At 44.6% G+C, this 16613-nt stretch carries 16 protein-coding genes and 2 pseudogenes; 15 read left to right on the top strand and 3 right to left on the bottom strand.

What is annotated here, in order from left to right; translation table 11 throughout:
* Window positions 1-626 precede the first annotated feature (626 nt).
* From CAFE_RS17495 to CAFE_RS17540, 10 genes and pseudogenes are all read left to right on the top strand, one after another.
* Complete coding sequence (locus CAFE_RS17495) at window positions 627-1052, top strand: RNA polymerase sigma factor (RefSeq protein WP_156991335.1); 426 nt, start codon at window positions 627-629, stop codon at window positions 1050-1052.
* 90 nt (window positions 1053-1142) lie between these two features.
* Window positions 1143-1574, top strand: a complete 432-nt coding sequence (locus CAFE_RS17500; protein ID WP_156991336.1) for an RNA polymerase sigma factor — start codon at window positions 1143-1145, stop codon at window positions 1572-1574.
* Window positions 1575-1613: 39 nt separating this feature from the next.
* The gene (locus tag CAFE_RS17505) at window positions 1614-1799 is read left to right on the top strand and encodes a DUF3847 domain-containing protein (protein ID WP_413814447.1); all 186 of its coding nucleotides are present in this window, start codon (window positions 1614-1616) and stop codon (window positions 1797-1799) included.
* Between the two features lie 213 nt (window positions 1800-2012).
* Window positions 2013-3446, top strand: a complete 1434-nt coding sequence (mobQ, locus tag CAFE_RS17510; protein WP_156991338.1) for a MobQ family relaxase — start codon at window positions 2013-2015, stop codon at window positions 3444-3446.
* Window positions 3447-3620: 174 nt separating this feature from the next.
* Window positions 3621-3800 (top strand): hypothetical protein, encoded by a 180-nt coding sequence (locus CAFE_RS20205; RefSeq protein WP_156991339.1) that lies wholly within the window; start codon window positions 3621-3623, stop codon window positions 3798-3800.
* Window positions 3801-3831: 31 nt separating this feature from the next.
* Window positions 3832-3984: a transposon-encoded TnpW family protein gene (locus tag CAFE_RS17520; protein WP_156991340.1), complete on the top strand. Its 153-nt coding sequence runs from the start codon at window positions 3832-3834 to the stop codon at window positions 3982-3984.
* Between the two features lie 89 nt (window positions 3985-4073).
* Window positions 4074-5996 carry a recombinase family protein gene (locus CAFE_RS17525; protein ID WP_156991341.1) on the top strand — a complete coding sequence of 641 codons (1923 nt, stop codon included), beginning with the start codon at window positions 4074-4076 and terminating at the stop codon, window positions 5994-5996.
* Window positions 5997-6212: 216 nt separating this feature from the next.
* Complete coding sequence (locus CAFE_RS17530) at window positions 6213-8351, top strand: DEAD/DEAH box helicase (RefSeq protein WP_156991342.1); 2139 nt, start codon at window positions 6213-6215, stop codon at window positions 8349-8351.
* A 15-nt stretch (window positions 8352-8366) separates the two neighbouring features.
* A complete protein-coding gene (locus CAFE_RS17535; RefSeq protein WP_156991343.1) occupies window positions 8367-9032 on the top strand; it encodes a DUF2290 domain-containing protein in 666 nt (221 codons plus the stop codon).
* Between the two features lie 68 nt (window positions 9033-9100).
* Window positions 9101-9703, top strand: a pseudogene (locus CAFE_RS17540) (VirB6/TrbL-like conjugal transfer protein, CD1112 family); the annotation flags it as partial.
* A gap of 68 nt (window positions 9704-9771) precedes the next feature.
* Here the strand turns inward: CAFE_RS17540 and CAFE_RS17545 are convergent.
* On the bottom strand, window positions 9772-10332 hold the full coding sequence (locus tag CAFE_RS17545) for a histidine phosphatase family protein (RefSeq protein WP_166525175.1): 561 nt from the start codon (window positions 10330-10332) through the stop codon (window positions 9772-9774).
* Window positions 10333-10525: 193 nt separating this feature from the next.
* Here CAFE_RS17545 and CAFE_RS17550 point away from each other — a divergent pair, with 193 nt between their 5' ends.
* Both CAFE_RS17550 and CAFE_RS17555 read left to right on the top strand, forming a co-directional pair.
* The gene (locus tag CAFE_RS17550) at window positions 10526-11140 is read left to right on the top strand and encodes a tyrosine-type recombinase/integrase (protein WP_156991345.1); all 615 of its coding nucleotides are present in this window, start codon (window positions 10526-10528) and stop codon (window positions 11138-11140) included.
* Window positions 11130-11594: pseudogene (locus CAFE_RS17555) on the top strand (IS91 family transposase); the annotation flags it as partial. The gene CAFE_RS17550 and the pseudogene CAFE_RS17555, both read left to right, overlap by 11 nt.
* A gap of 295 nt (window positions 11595-11889) precedes the next feature.
* Here CAFE_RS17555 and CAFE_RS17560 read toward each other — a convergent pair.
* Together CAFE_RS17560 and CAFE_RS17565 are read right to left on the bottom strand one after the other, a co-directional pair.
* Complete coding sequence (locus tag CAFE_RS17560; protein ID WP_156991346.1) at window positions 11890-12381, bottom strand: GNAT family N-acetyltransferase; 492 nt, start codon at window positions 12379-12381, stop codon at window positions 11890-11892.
* 110 nt (window positions 12382-12491) lie between these two features.
* On the bottom strand, window positions 12492-12803 hold the full coding sequence (locus CAFE_RS17565) for a carboxylate--amine ligase (RefSeq protein ID WP_156991347.1): 312 nt from the start codon (window positions 12801-12803) through the stop codon (window positions 12492-12494).
* 154 nt (window positions 12804-12957) lie between these two features.
* On the opposite strand from CAFE_RS17565, the gene CAFE_RS17570 reads away from it, so the two are divergent.
* From CAFE_RS17570 to CAFE_RS17580, 3 genes are all read left to right on the top strand, one after another.
* The gene (locus tag CAFE_RS17570) at window positions 12958-14475 is read left to right on the top strand and encodes a DNA topoisomerase (RefSeq protein ID WP_156991348.1); all 1518 of its coding nucleotides are present in this window, start codon (window positions 12958-12960) and stop codon (window positions 14473-14475) included.
* 178 nt (window positions 14476-14653) lie between these two features.
* Window positions 14654-15415, top strand: coding sequence for a type IV toxin-antitoxin system AbiEi family antitoxin domain-containing protein (locus tag CAFE_RS17575; RefSeq protein WP_156991349.1), 762 nt, complete (start codon window positions 14654-14656; stop codon window positions 15413-15415).
* Window positions 15399-16376: a nucleotidyl transferase AbiEii/AbiGii toxin family protein gene (locus CAFE_RS17580; RefSeq protein WP_233452863.1), complete on the top strand. Its 978-nt coding sequence runs from the start codon at window positions 15399-15401 to the stop codon at window positions 16374-16376. The genes CAFE_RS17575 and CAFE_RS17580 overlap by 17 nt, the downstream gene beginning before the upstream one ends.
* The last annotated feature ends 237 nt before the right edge of the window (window positions 16377-16613 follow it).

A 16613-nucleotide genomic window follows, 5' to 3' on the forward strand; every position in this document is an offset into this window, starting at 1 on the left:
TCATGTTCTTTTAGAATCCTGATGATCTGTTCCTCGCTGAACCGTTTCTTCATGTTAATCACTCCATCTGCATTTTATCATATTGTGACTAACTTTTCTATTGGCTCAGTTTTCGGGGCTCAGGTCAGCTGTTCACACGCTAAATAATGAAAATCAGTAGTATTTAAAAACAGATACTTATGCAGAAAAAATCGGCCGATTTTTATAGTTGATTTATTCACTACCAATGTTCGTGTGAAATCATTGGTAGGTAATTAAATGCGCGCTTTGAAAGCCTTCCAATGGCAGTAATGCGATTGGAGGGCCTTTTATGCGCGCAAGTGTGCTACGCCGGTCGATGGAGGAGCCGTTACCCTGTCATAACGGCTTAGCTTAGCTGACAACCTAATTTTTCGTGATTTCAAAAAACTCATTAAGATTATGGGTGAATACTGCGCCCATTTTCTACCTAACACCTTGCGGGGGCTTCCCTGCATAGGTGTTTTTTTACGCCCATTTTCAATCGGCATCTCGCAGGAAAAGTCTCTGCCGAACATCAGGTCAAATTGGTTTGACATTCAGCCACGCTGCCGCTCACCGCCTGTCCTCTCTGAAATTTCAATCTTTCAGAAAGGACAGAAGAATTTATGGAAGTACATATCAAAATCTACGGGCAGACCATATCAATAGAAGTGTCCACCGAAGTTGGTGAATTTCTTGACCGTGCAAGACATAAGGGTGAGAACTTGTCCCACGAAAAGCGCCGCCATTGGGATCAGCGGGAGTTTGACGAATACATAGTCGCCCGTGAGGGGCGGTGCTATTTCGAAACGCCGGAACAATGGCTCTGCCGAAAAGAAACCTTGCAAGAAATCATGGATGCACTGGAAAACTGCACGGAAATTCAGCGACAGCGATTTCTGCTTTTTGCGCTGAATGGGCTGAGCTATACGGAAATCGGAAAGCTTTGTGGTTGTTCCAAATCTGCTGTTCAAAGCAGCATTGAGGCGGTACGCAAAAAGTGCAGAGATTATTTCAATAACAGTCCGTGCAAAACGGGATTTTGGGGCTAACCAAGTGAAGGGTATTTGCCCTATCACATTTGCAAGAGGGACAGGCAGTTTTAAGCTGTCTGTCCCTCTTGCTGTCTGGAGGTTAACCGTATGCCCACCATCAATCTGCGCAAGTATTATCCGTTTCTCAATGAGGACTGTTTTGTCGAGGTCAGCGACGAAATTGCCGAAGCATTTCTATTGGCGAAAAGGCAGGAAGACAACTATCACCATCGGGCCTGGTATCACAAAGCTTACTATTCTTTGGATCGCAGTGACGGCATTGAAAACAGCATTCTTCACACGGAGCCATCACCCGAAGAAATCCTCATACGAAAAGTTTCAATGCAACAGCTTTACGAAGCACTTGACCATCTGCCGCCCATTCAGGCGCGGCGAGTCTACGCGCATTACATTCTCGGCATGAAGAAAGTGGACATTGCCCGCGCCGAAGGCGTGAACAGCAGCGGCGTTTGCGATTCCGTGAGAAAAGGTGTTAGAAATCTCAGACGCTATTTTGAAAAGAAAAAATGGATGGAGTGATTGAACGATACGTCAACACAAAAGCCAGAGCCGGAAGTTGTGCGGAAAGAAATTTGCCAGCTTAAAAACCGGCAGAAAATTCTACTAAACCGAAAAGCAGATGCGGAACGCAAAGCGCGGACACATAGACTTATTGAGCACGGGGCTATTTTGGAAAGCGTGTTTCCCGAAATCGTCTCCATGACGGGCGAACAGGTCAAAGCATTTTTGAAACAGAGGCGCTAAACTGCCGTTCCATTAGTGTAATTATGCTAATGGCGCACTTATACACCCTGACGGGTGCCGTGCGCTCTGCGAGGCCGTTGCATCCTTCGGGCGCGATGGAGGGCTATGCCCTCCAAACCTCTTGTGCAACCTCATACCGCGCCATATTTTCTGCGGAAAATCTGACGCGGTATGAGGTTTTATCTATGCTTACCGTCGAAAGGATTTTTGTCCATGGCCATCTATCATTACAGCATCAAAATTATCAAACGCAGTCAGGGCCGGAGCGCCGTTGCCGCCGCCGCTTACCGCAGCGGCCAAAAACTCACAAACGAATGGGACGGCATCACGCACGATTATACGAAAAAGGGCGGCGTAGCTTATTCGAAAATTCTTCTTCCAGTCCATGCCCCACCGGAGTTTTCCGACCGCTCCACCCTATGGAACAGCGTGGAGAAAATCGAAAAAAGCCGCAACGCCCAACTTGCCCGCGAAATTGAAATTGCGCTTCCGGTGGAGATAAACCGGAGTTCACAAATCCGACTCGTCCGAAAATATGTGAAAGACGTTTTCGTTTCAACGGGAATGTGCGCGGACTTTTCCATCCACGACAAAGGCGACGGCAATCCTCACGCGCATATCATGCTCACCATCCGACCTCTGAAAGAAAGCGGCGAATGGGGCGCGAAGTGCCGGAAGGAGTATGTCCTCGATGGGCACGGCCAGCGTATTCCACTGCCCAACGGCGGTTTCAAAAGTCACAGGGTGAACACCACCGACTGGAACGATCCGGGTAAAGCCGAAGTATGGCGGGCGGCGTGGACCGACGCCTGTAATCATGTGTTAGAGCAGATGGGCAAACCAGAGCGAATCGACCACCGCAGCTATGCCCGGCAGGGCGTACAGAAAGTTCCAACCGTTCATATGGGCGTCGCGGCCACGCAGATAGAACGTCGGGGCCTCATCACCGAAAAAGGCACTGTCAACCGGGAAATCGTCGCACAAAACCGGCTTCTCAAAGAAATCAAGGCCCGGATTACCCGCCTTTACAACTGGTCAAAGCAACAGGTAACCCAGCCGGAACAGAAGCCAAGCATTTGGGCACAGCTTCAACAGGCGCAGAACGCAATTAGACCGGCTACCCGATACGGCAAGGTTAAAGCCCTCAAAGAGAGCGCCGCCCTGTTCAGCTTTTTGCAGAAAAACGGCGTTTCTTCCATGCAGGAGCTTCACGCGAGAGTGACCGCCATGCAAACGGAATATTACGGTCTGCGCGGCGAGATTGCCGCCACTGCCCGCCAGATTGACGAATTGAAAAAACGACTTTCCATGTGGAAACAGTATGCCGACAACAAAGCTTTCCACCGGCGGCTTGCCGCACTGAGACCAAGAGTGCAGGAAGAATTTCGGGACGCGCACAGTGTTGAACTTGCTCTCTATGATGCTTCTGTGCGGTATCTGAATGAGTTGAAAATGTCCGGCGAGAAAATTACACCGAAGCATTGGCAGGCCGAAGCGGAACGTCTCACAGCTCATAACGGCGAGTTATACCAGAAAATGAAAGCCATGCGCACGGATATTCAGGTCGTAGAGAAAATCCGAAAGACCGCCGACGAGTTTGCCTGGTCGGAGAAGTCCAAAGATCGGGGGCGCGATCATGAGCGATAAAATCAGCACCGAAATGATACCTAAACACGGCATTTTCTGTCCGCATGTTCTATCCTTACCGGATATTATCCCACTCATAGATAGGACTTATAAAGCCGTTTTTCCCCGAAAATGATACCGGAAAGCTACAGAAAATCCATCTATCTGTCCGCGACGGCGAAAGGAGCGATTTCCATGCCGAGAATGAGCAAGAAGCGCAAGCTGGAATGGCAGTTTTTCTTAAACCACCGGAATCGCATGACATACAATTCACTTTGCCGGAAATGTGTCCACGGCTGTAAGCAGAGTTTTCGGGCCGTCGTGATGGACTGCTCACGCTATGATTCCAAGCGAGCAAAACGGAATCATAAGTAACTGAAACTTTCATTTTGGAAAGGAGTTGCCGATGGAGCAAAAACAGGAACATCAGCCGGTCAAATTTACCGAGTCCATAGGCTCCACCACCTATGAAGTATCCATTCATTTTAGCAAGACAAGCAAAGAAACCCTGAACGATAAAATTCTCTGGTTAATCAAAAACGACACGGGAAAACAGTAACTTTTTTAATTCGACAGTTTCATAATTTATGGAATTGCGGTATAATGGAAGCACCATAAATGTGTTGACTGTCTGAAAGGAGAAAATCCATGTTTGGACAGTCAAAAACGGCTCTGATCACCGCCCTTTATTGCAGGCTCAGCCGCGACGATGAATTGCAGGGCGACAGCAACAGCATCATCAACCAGAAGAAAATTCTTTCAACCTATGCGAAGCAAAACGGTTTCCTGAATATTCAGTATTTCGTGGATGACGGTTTTTCCGGGACAAATTTTCAGAGGCCGGATTTCCAGCGTATGATCGCGGAAGTCGAGCAGAACCATGTCGGCACGATCATCGTCAAAGATATGTCGCGCATCGGGCGCAACTATCTTAAAGTTGGTTTCTATACTGAAGTGATGTTCCGTGAGCGCAATGTGAGGTTTATCGCTGTCAATAACGGTATAGACAGCGACAAGCAGGGCGACAATGATTTCACTCCATTTTTAAATATCATGAACGAGTGGTACGCCCGCGATACAAGCCGAAAAGTCGCAGCCGTCTACCGGGCCAAAGGGCTGGAAGGGAAACACACTTCCAGCCATCCCGTTTACGGGTATCTGAAAGACCCGGATAATAAATATCAGTGGATTGTTGACGAGGAAGCCGCCAATGTTGTCCGGCGAATCTTTCAAATGACAATTGACGGCAAAGGCCCGTACCAGATTGCCGGAATCCTGCAATCGGAAAAAGTGCTCTGCCCTTCCTATTATCTGGCGCAGAAAGGCGTCGGGAACAACAAAAACAAGGTGTTTGCCGACCCGTACCGCTGGTGGGGAAACACGGTTGAATACATTCTCAGCCGGATGGAATACATGGGCTGCACCGTCAATTTCAAGACTTACAAAAAGTCGTATAAGGATAAAAACCGGAGGCCCGCGCCGAAAGACAAATGGTCAATCTTTGAACATACGCACGAGCCGATTATCGACGAGGAAACATGGCACACGGCCCAGCGTCTTCGCAAAACCGTGCGCCGCCCGGACAGTCTGGGAACTCCCAATCCTTTGACGGGGCTCCTGTTCTGTGCGGACTGCGGCGCAAAGATGTATAACGAGCGCGGCAAAGGCGCTCACGGTCTTCCCCGGAACAATTATATTTGTTCCAACTATCGCAAACACACGGCAGACTGCACGATGCACTACATTCGCGCCGATGTTGTGGAAAAGCTGATTCTTGACGCGCTGAAAAAAATCAGCCGCTTTGCCAAGGAAAACAGGGATGAATTTGTCCACCGTATGATGGAATCTTCCTCGATCCAACAGGACAAAGAAGCAAAAGCTTGCCGGAAGCAGCTGGAGAAAAGCAAAAAACGGGCTGCCGAACTGGATACCCTGATCCGCCGGATCTATGAAGATAATGTCGGCGGCAAAATCACGGATAAACGTTTCGAGAAACTTTCCGGCGAATATGAACAGGAGCAATCCGACTTAGAAAAGTCCATCGCTGAAATTCGGGCGAGATTGGATTGCTTTGATAAGCAAAGTGTCAAAGCCGACAAGTTTCTTGCACTGATTGATAAATATACCGATTTTACCGAACTGACAACACCCATGCTCAATGAGTTTGTGGAAAAGGTTGTCGTTCATCAGCGGAAAAAGGGCCCGCGATATACATTCTCCCAGCAGGTGGATATCTACTTTAACTTCATCGGCATGGTGAAACCGTCCGAGACAAAAAGCGAATGCACCAAAGATAAAATCCCTGCGGAACACTATGTTGCAAAAAGCACTTCATTCGCAGCACTAGGCCAATATTTGCAGAAGCAGAAGGGGCCATCCATTTCTCTTACCTTTGCAGAGGTCGAAAAGATCATCGGGAAAAAGCTCTGCAAATCGGCCTATAAGTATGCGGCATATTGGTATCCGGCATTTAATCGGCCAATGTCAAATGTGATTTACAATGCTAGATTTGATATTTCAAGCATAGATTTAAAGCGCTGTACGCTCTCATTACGGAATTGCCCAATTTAGCCAGCTGATCAGTACTTGTATTATGCAACTTTACCTGATTAATGGCAGAATGGAATCATAAGAAACTACCAATAATATGTAATTGTGATTATGTGATTCGGGGAAAACATAGCATTTGAGCTAGCGTACTAAACCCATTTGTGCTATATTAGTCTTTGTAATTCTTTATCATTTTATTTATAGCGTCAAACGACTCCAAGAGAGGATTGATGTATAATGGTATCTATCATTTCTGGTGCAACTAAAAAGCCCATGTCAAGCGAACAATTATGTGATTTTTTTAATCATCACAAGGAATATGAAGGATTTTTATATGTAGGATATCCGATCATTGGTACTGTTAATGGCCCATATCCTATTGATGCTTTATGGGTATCTGAGCAAAAGGGAATTGTTATTTTTAACTTAATTGAAGGTGTTAATACAGAAGGCTATAAATCTTTACAAGATGAAAGTTATAATAAAATGGATGCAAAGCTTCGGGGATATAGTCAACTCGTTAAAGGCCGAAAGCTTCGTGTTGAAATAAGCATAATAACATTTTGTTCCGCCATAAAAACCGATAGATTTGATGAAGAGTATCCCTTATGTAATGAAGAGAATTTAGACAAAGCAATAAACGGTATTTCGTGGGATGATAATTCTTATTATAAAACACTATTATCTGTTCTTCAATCGATATCTACTATTAGAAAAGGTAAAAAGAAGCGAGATATAAGAGAGGAAAATTCACGGGGTGCAAAACTTCGCTATATAGAGGATTCTATTGCAAATTTGGATAATCGACAAAGTCGTGCCGTTATTGAAACTGTTGATGGCGTACAGCGCATAAGAGGATTAGCCGGATCAGGAAAGACGATTGTTCTAGCTTTAAAAGCTGCTTATTTGCATGCCCAAAATCCAGATTGGAAAATTGCTATTACTTTTAACACTCGGTCTTTGAAAGGACAGTTTCGGCGACTTATTAATACCTTTTACATTGAACAAACAAATGAAGAACCAGATTGGGATAATTTACAGATAATTCATGCTTGGGGAGCCCCGGGCGGTGGAGAAAGAGATGGTTTATATTATTCCTATTGTGTGTTACATGATGTTGAGTATTGTGATTTTAGAACTGCCAAAAATAAATATGGCGTAAATGATCCTTTTGGAGATGCTTGCGAAGCTGCAATTCAAGAAACAAAAGATAGCGAAAAAGGAGTATATGATGTCATATTGATTGATGAGGCGCAAGATTTTTCTCCTAGCTTTTTGAGATTATGTTATAGCCTATTAAAGCAACCTAAAAGACTGGTATACGCTTATGATGAGCTACAAAATCTTGGCAAAGAGTCGTTGCCTGCTCCTGAAATTATTTTTGGGAAAAATAATGATGGGACTCCAAAAGTAAGATTTGAAAATGAGACTAGAAATCATGCAAAGCAAGATATAATTTTGGAAAAATGCTATCGTAACTCACGCCCGGCCCTTGTTACAGCCCATGCTTTGGGCTTTGGAATTTATCGAAAGCCTAATCCCAGAATTGGGACGGGAATAGTTCAAATGTTTGAAGAAAATACTCTTTGGAGCGATATCGGTTATGATGTTGAATCTGGTGAACCTTCCGATGGAAAGCCAGTATGTTTAAAACGGACGCCTAATACGAGCCCTAAATTTCTTGAAAGCCATTCTCCTATTGACGATTTAGTTCTGCTTAAATCTTTTCCCACTATTGAAGAACAAAATGAGTGGGTAGCAAATCAAATTGAAGATAATCTCAATAAAGACGAATTGCGTTACGATGACATAATTGTTATTAATCCCGATCCACTTACAACTCGAAAATTAGTACCGGCTATAAGAGCAATACTATTTCAAAAAGGAATTCCTTCACACATTGCTGGCGTAGATACGACACCAGATGTTTTCTTTGACGATGAAAGCGAGTCAATAGTTTTTACTGGAATTTATCGTGCAAAGGGAAATGAAGCTGCTATGGTATACGTTATTAACGCTCAAGACTGTTACCAATCAGATGATATGGCACGTTCAAGAAATACTTTATTTACTGCCATTACAAGGAGTAAAGCATGGGTAAGAGTATTGGGTGTTGGTTCCCAAATGGATGCACTGATTTCGGAATATCAAAAAGTAAAAGCAAATAATTATAAATTAAATTTTGTATATCCAACTGCAGAGCAAAGAAAATATATTAATATTGTTAATCGTGATATGAGTCTAGCAGACAAGCAAAAAGTTAAGAAAAATAAATCTGCTATTAATAGCTTAATCCGCGATTTAGAAGAAGGAAAAATTTACAAGGAAGATCTAGATCCTGATGATCTACAACGCCTCCGTGATTTTTTGCTTTAATTGGGGGCGTGGCATATGACAGAAAGAAATGTTTTACAACAAATCAATCTACTAACCGAAGATATCATCAAAGTGGGTCTTTGCGATGACCAGAATTTTCCGGCTATTATTGATAAGGGAGAAAATACCAAGGAAGTGTGTACGGGGAAAATACGCACGAATGCATTTCTAAAAAATATTTCTTATGCTGACATGTATAATGTTTTATTGCAACAGCGATTCTATAATTTGAGAATGCTGGACGGAGCTCTCATTACAATGTATTATCTTTTTGTAAACGGAGAAATTTGTCTACATCGGTTGGCTTTTTTCCCTTCCCCCGATTTAGAGGAATTTCAGAATAATCCTGAAGTATATATGCTTGATGAAATATACGCAGATGTAATTGATAAACGAATAGTGCCATTCCCATTACGTTTTGACTATGATAGCTCTCCTGCCGCACGAAATGTTGAGCATCCAATTTCACATTTGACATTAGGTCAATATAAAAATTGCAGGATACCTGTGAGTTCTGCCCTTACCCCTAGCATTTTTATTGATTTCATTATCCGAAACTTTTATAATACTGCATTTAGCAAATGTTCTGAGCGTATCAGTCATTATTCAGAGCAATTTACCCCCACGCTTTCTGATGAGGAGAAAAGAATAGTACATATAAGTCTGCCGAAAATTGGATAATTTGGATTGAACGTCAAAAAAGGCTACAGAGTTTTCTGTAGCCTTTTTTTGACGTACATCCTTGACAAAACACGCTGGACATCGAAAGCGCCGTTTTCTTTAAGTGGATTTTCAAAACGGCCTGCGCCATCCTCATTGTGACCAACACATGGAATATCGTCATGGGCATATTCGACGTGGCGCAGAGCGTAGTCAACAGTGCGGCGGGGATCATCGTTTCCGACACGTCCATCGACATCAGCTCCGTCACGGCAAACCTTCAGACACGTCTCATGGCAATGGACCTCGGCCCCCTGTTCGGCTTGTGGTTTCAGAGTATTTTCGTGGGCTTTACTATGTGGGCGCTCACAATCTGCATTTTCATCATCGTGTATGGGAGGATGATTGAGATCTATTTAGCCACATCCATCGCGCCGATCCCGATGGCAACGATGCTCAACCGGGAATCGGGCGGCATGGGGCAGAACTATCTTCGTTCCCTGTTTGCACTGGGATTTCAGGGCTTTCTCATCATCGTCTGCGTGGCGATTTACGCCGTTCTTGTAAAAAGCATCAGCGTGAGCACGGACATCAGCAAGGCGATCTGGACGTGCATGGGCTACACGGTGCTGCTGTGCTTCACGCTTTTTAAGACCGGAAGCCTTGCAAAATCAATTTTCAACGCGCATTAAAGCTCAAGGTGGAAAGCCTTGAGCTTGGTAAATGATTTTCTGCTTCCGATTATTCTCCTTTGGCGTGGTTATTCAACCCATTTAAAGTAGTCGAAGCTACCACAATAGTTAATGACATATGGTGAACAATATTGAACTTTGGCTTCACCTGTAAATCTTCTTATAACTCCCCCATGAGTGACAACAATTATTTTTTTATAACCCTCTTTAAAGTAAAAGTGAATCACAGGATCAATACGTTCAATTATTTCATCAATTTCCTCCCAGTTTCTTTTTTTGCCAATAGGATAAATTCCTTTACAATAACAGAAATCCTGGTATAAAGCATCAGCCTCCTCAGAAGATTTGAATTGAAAGGTTTTATCTGGTTCCCACTCACGCAAATCCATTTCAACACTTAATTTGATTCCTGTTTCACGTGATATAATTGCTGCAGTTTGCAGGGCACGAGGATACGGTGATGAAACAATTATTTCGCTTTTACTTAAAATACTATTTAATGCAACCTTCTCAGCCTGCATTATTCCTAGTTCGGTTAATGGAGCTAAAGCTCTTCCGTGTCCGATAAATCCTCTTTCGTCACATGGAGTATAATTGGGTTCACCATGCCTAATTAAAATAATTTTCATATCGCACCTCGCAGAATATATTAATCTTACTTTCCATTGAACTAAACTGCTAACGCAGTGGCCCCCGAAATTTAAAAATGCTGCCATAAAAAGGAACTGTTACGAATATTGTAGCATTTCCTTTTTTGTATGTAAATCCTTTAAAATAGTAACGGTACTGCGGTACAAATTTGCTTTTAAAGGAGTTAGTACAATGACAAAAGAAGAAATCTTAGGCAAACTGGTTCAGGATATTCGGCTACGAGGTTTAAGTGAGGACACCGTAGCGGAATATCAGACCAAAGCACGCGTGTTCATGGAGCATTTCGACAAACCCGCTGACCAGATGGGCGAGGCTGAATTCAGAGAATTTCTTCAATATTTACAGGATGAACGCAAGCTGTCTCCTGCCAGCATCAATACCTACAACAGTGGGCTGCGGTTTCTCTACGAGATAACGCTGGAACAAAACCTCAACTACAAACGCATTCCAAGAGTCAAGGAACCGATTCTCCTACCCAATATCATGACCGTCAAGGAGATTGAGAAGTTTTTCGGCGTCATAGACGACCTGCGCTACAAGGCAATCTTTCTCACCGTGTATGGTTCAGGTTTACGGCTCAGGGAAGTCCACCATCTCAGAATTTCTGATGTAGACAGTGAGCAAATGCGATTGTTCATTTACCGGAGCAAGGGTAAAAAAGATCGGTTTGCCGTACTCTCTCAAACCAGTCTTACAGTCTTGCGGGAATATTGGAAAGCATACAGGCCAAACCACCCGGAAGGGTATCTCTTTCTCAATCGCGCCGGTACGGAATGTATACAGTAAGGATTGGATTGTTTACTGCAAGCCTCCGTTTAAGAATGCTTCCTGTGTGGTGGAGTACCTTGGACGGTACACACACCGCGTTGCCATTTCCAACAACCGTATTCTTAAACTCGAAAACGGACAAGTCTCTTTCAAGTGGCGGGATTACAAAAGTGACAGCATGTGGAAAGTAATGACAATTTCAGCGGAAGAGTTCATACGGCGGTTTCTCATGCATATTTTGCCGCCTGGATTTATGAAGATTCGGCATTACGGGCTGCTCGGTAACCGCAACAAAAATGCCAAGCTGAAAGTCTGCAAACAGCTTACCCATACACCGATTATCCTTAAAGAAAAAGCTTCCACCCTCGACCTGATTCGAAAAATTCTGGGCAAGGACATCTCTAAATGCCCTGTTTGTGGCTGCGACAGACTTCATCACTACATGGGTCTGTCACCACCAGCCATTGCTTGAACTGTATACCTCAATTCAACGCCCGTTTGGGGAGGGGGAAGCTATGCTTATTTTACCATATTTCTCGTACTATCGCAGACCTTCTTCTCTGCTATATATGAAAAGCTGATTTTTATTGTATGTTTTAGGAAAGCCAAAGAATTCAATCCCCATAGCTCCTGCCTCGCCATCCGCAGTTAAGTTCAATGGCAATTATCCAACATTTAGCGGCAGCTTACTTCTTACTTTACTCTCGTGCTTCTCATCTGAGGCACGAGCTTTTTTTGCCGCTAAATCTCGGATAACTCACTACTCATTAAATGATCCTAATCAAAGTTTTTTTATTCAATGATTTCATCATCAAGGAAGCTTTACCATAGGCTGTATTTACTTTTTCAATTTCTGTCCATCCGTACTTTACATATAGATTTTTAGCTTCTTCTGTAACAAGAAATAGATTAGAATACCCAAGTTGAGAAGCTCTGGATTCCAGTTCTTTTATTAGACAAGATGCAATATTTTTGTGTCTATAAAATGGATGCACATATAGTGATGCCAACCACGGTGACAGCTCTAATTTTCCATCAAAATCCGATTCCCATAAGCTAATCATACCGGCAGGCTTGGTATCATATAAGGCTAACAAAGTAATTGGAAGACTTACTTTGTTAGCTCCTTTTGTAAATTTTTCAATTGCACGATCCAACGTACCACCCGACTGGCACCCCCACTGGCCATAAGCCCAGCTGGCACAGGTTTGAATAAATTCTTTATTGTCTGCAAGATAAATAATATCTAATTTTTGCAAATTTCAATACCTCTTTTTTTAATCAGATTGAATTCTTGTTTTATAAACAATGGGAATCAATTTCAAAAGACAATTGCTTCCCGCAACCGGCTTTTCTCATGGGGAAAGAATCAGATTTCTTCCCACTCTATGATACCGTAATTGATTAGGATGTTCTCTTTTGCGGAAACCGGCGAAACAACGCCGGTCACACGATACTGATACTGCTGTGTCCTTCTGGATTCATCCATTGGCTCTGGGGCATAAGCGAACACCTCACAACCGGCATATTTCGGATTTCCGGATAAATCGTCCGTTACCGCCCTGATGATGGCATCTGTGACCGCATCAATGTCCGCACCATATTCCACTCCTACCAGCTCATGCCTACTTAAATCACGGTCAATCTCTTTCGGCGCACGGTAAATCAGATACTTTTTCATTCAATTTCCCTCGTTATATGAAGTATGTCCAAACAGGCAGACCCTATTTTAGCAGGGCTCAAAGCTGATTGCTTCCGGCAACCGGCTTTTTCTTATGTACATTTTACTCCGGTATTAGCCTTAAAACAAGCGGTATAAAGAAGGTATTTGTCTAATGGAACTTGTGATTGCGGAAAAGCTGAGCGTGGCCCAATCCATAGCAAAAGTGCTCGGGGCCACAAGCCGGGAAGGCGGCTGTCTCGTAGGTAACGGCTATATCGTCTCCTGGTGCTTTGGACATCTTGTCGAACTCGCTTCCGCCGACGCGTACGACCCGCGTTATGCCAAATGGGTTTTGAACGATCTGCCCATTATTCCGAAAAATTGGCAATACGTTGTATCCGCCAATAAGGGGAAACAACTGAAAATTCTCTCCGGCCTCATGTCGGACAAACGGGTGGACGGCCTTGTCTGCGCCACCGATGCCGGACGCGAAGGGGAACTGATCTTTCGGCTTGTAGTACAGCATTGCGGCTGCCGGAAACCGGTTGAGCGTCTCTGGATTTCTTCCATGGAGGACAGCGCAATCAAAGCCGAATTCCAACAGCTCAAAGACGATGCCGAATACGCAAGGCTGTACGACGCCGCCCTGTGCCGCGCACGAGCCGATTGGATCGTCGGGATCAACGCAACGAGGCTGTTTTCCGTCCTCTACCACACCACTTTGAACGTGGGCCGCGTCCAGAGCCCGACATTTGCCATGCTGGTACAGCGCGAAGCTGAGATTGCCGCTTTCAGAAAGATGCCTTTTTACACGGTTGAACTGGATTGCGGAAATTTCACAGCTTCCGGTGAAAGGATTGCCGACAAGAAGAACTCCGAAGAAAACCGCATGGCCTGCGACGGGACAACCGTAACCGTAAAATCCGTGATCCGGCAGGAAAAGAGTGCGCAGCCGCCGAAGCTCTACGACCTGACCACCCTCCAACGCGACGCCAACCGGATATTGGGATATACGGCCCAGCAGACCCTCGACTATACTCAAAGCCTGTATGAAAAGAAGCTCGTCACTTATCCCCGCACCGACAGCAAATACCTGACCGATGACATGCGGGATGCCGTGCCGGAACTCGTAAAAACTGTTTGCATCGCATTCCCGTTTAAGGAGAATCTGCCCGTCCATGCGGAGCGGATCATCGACAGCGGCAAGGTTTCCGACCATCACGCAATCATTCTGACGAGGACTCTCGCCGGAGCTGGTCTTTCCGGTCTGCCGATCGGCGAAACAAGCATTCTCAACCTGATCGCCGCACGGCTACTTTGTGCTGTGAGTGATCCGTGCGTCACCGCCGAAACGACTGTGACGCTAGACTGTAACGGCCATGCGTTCACGGCCAAAGGGAAAACCGTCACTGCCCTGGGTTGGAGAGAGACCGAACGGCTGTTTCTCGCCGCGCTGAAGCGAAAGCCTGAAGATAAACCGGAAACTACGCTGCCGGAACTTTCCGAAGGGCAGACCTTTGAAAACGTCGGCGCCGCCGTGAAGGAAGGATTTACGTCTCCCCCGAAACATTTCACGGAAGATATATGTTATAAAGGGCGGTTTAAGAAACTGCCCAAATACAATAACGCGGCGGCTCATTTGTGGTGGATGAAAGCGGGTTCGCGGAGAAAGGAGATGTTTCGGCCTTAAGAGAAAAAATACCGTGGGACACAAAATATGGATGGCTTGTGTGCAGTATTCAATACTGCACACAGTCGCTTTATTTGGGAAGGGTACTTGTAATTTCAAAAATATTATTTTTGCATTTGCAAAATACCGTTTTAATTTCAATGATTATGTGCTATAATAAAAATAAGGAGGTGATAGTATGAAGCACTATGAAAAACTGATAGAACTCGGTTGCTTTTCACGGTGTGATCTTGTAACTATAACAGGTTCGGATGCAGCCGCGAACTCGCTTATACATGATTATTTACAAAAAGGATATATTGAGCGTGTCCGCCGTGATTTATACACTGCAATCAGTATTGAAACAAAACAGCCGGTTCCGACACGCTATCAGATTGCCTCCCGACTGTTTGAGGACGCCTGCGTCTCCCATCACAGCGCGTTTGAATACTACGGATATGCCAATCAGGTTTTTTATGCGGTCTACGTGACAACCCAAAACCGTTTTCAAAGCTTCGCGTATGACGGCGTTACCTATCATCGGATTGCGCCTCGATATGAAGCGTCTGTCGAGCTTTCAGGCGGCGTTCGCGCCGCCGATTTGGAACGCACTGTCATTGACAGTATCAATGATTTTGAAAAGATTGGAGGCTTGGAAGAAACTTTGCGTTGCCTGATGCTGATACCCGTGCTTAAGCCGGACAAGCTTCTGCTTACACTGGCGGCATATAACAGTGGCTTCCTTTATCAAAAAAGCGGTTATTTGCTGGAAAGCCTGCGTGACAGCCTGGACTTGCCAGAAAGTTTCTTTGCTGAATGCCGGAAACACATATCAGGCAGCAAAAAGTACCTGATGAAAGAACACAACAACTTTGTTTGGCATGAAAAGTGGCGCTTGTATGCTCCCGCTGACATACGGGCAATAACGAACAAAGGAGTAACGGATGATGACGCAATATGACCGAATTACGCTTGGCAGGCAAGCACGGGAACTCGGTTTTGTCCGCGATACGTTTGAGAAAGTTTGCCGACTTGCGGATATTCTCTCATTTATTAAAAATGATCCTTTGTTGTCCAGTTGCCTTGCGCTGAAAGGCGGTACGGCAATCAACTTGACTATATTTAATCTGCCGCGTTTGTCCGTTGATATTGACCTCGATTTCACAGAGAATCTGTCAAGAGATGAAATGCTTTCCAAGCGAAGCAAAGTAACGGACCACATTGTAAAATATATGGAATCGTCCGGCTATGCACCCAGCCTGAAGTCAAAGAAATATCACGCGCTGGATTCGTTTGTATACGAGTATCAGAACTCCGGTGGCATGAAGGATAACCTGAAAATTGAGATTAACTATATGCTTCGCTGCCATGTGCTGCCAGAGTCCCTCAGACAGGTAAAACTCCCGTGGGCTAAATCAGAACTGACTGTCCTAAGTTTAGCACCGATTGAAATATTTGCTTCGAAAATCGTTGCACTGCTTAACAGAACGGCACCAAGAGATTTATACGACATACATAATATGCTGCAATATGGCTTATTTGACGAGAGCGAACAGGCCATGCTTCGGAAGTGCACAATGCTGTATAGTGCCATAGGTTCAGAAACTGTCCCAGACAGTTTCCGCTTTGACAGCATTGCCAAGATTCCTCCATACCGAATCAAGACTGATTTGCTCCCGGTATTGCGCCGTGGCGAACATTTTGATTTGAAGTCGACGCAGGACGAAACCATCCGATATTTATCGGAACTTCTTACTCCAAATGAAAACGAGTTGGCGTTTTGGGAGGCTTTCCGCAAGAATGAGTATCGTCCGGAGTTACTGTTTGATCAAGCTGATGTTCTGGAACGTATTTCCCGCCATCCAATGGCTATGTGGAAATGCAACGGCAGAAATGCCAGGCATAGAGAACAGGAACGATAGAATAAAAACCGTATCACCGGTGGTACTGATGTCAGAATTATTAGGCAGTGTGGATCATTGTGCCGTGCCTTCAAGTCTGCGCAACTCAACATTTTTTGCAAGTACGGTTTTAGGGAACCTCTGATTTAATCCGCCCCTCTACCGAAGAGAGGAGAACTCTGGTAAAATAGAAGTATCAAGACACAGGCGGTGCGGAAAAATGAAAAAGCAACAAACTTTTGCGGATATCGAATATAG

The organism is Caproicibacter fermentans, from assembly GCF_009746625.1.
In the GTDB taxonomy this organism is placed as follows: domain Bacteria; phylum Bacillota; class Clostridia; order Oscillospirales; family Acutalibacteraceae; genus Caproicibacter; species Caproicibacter fermentans.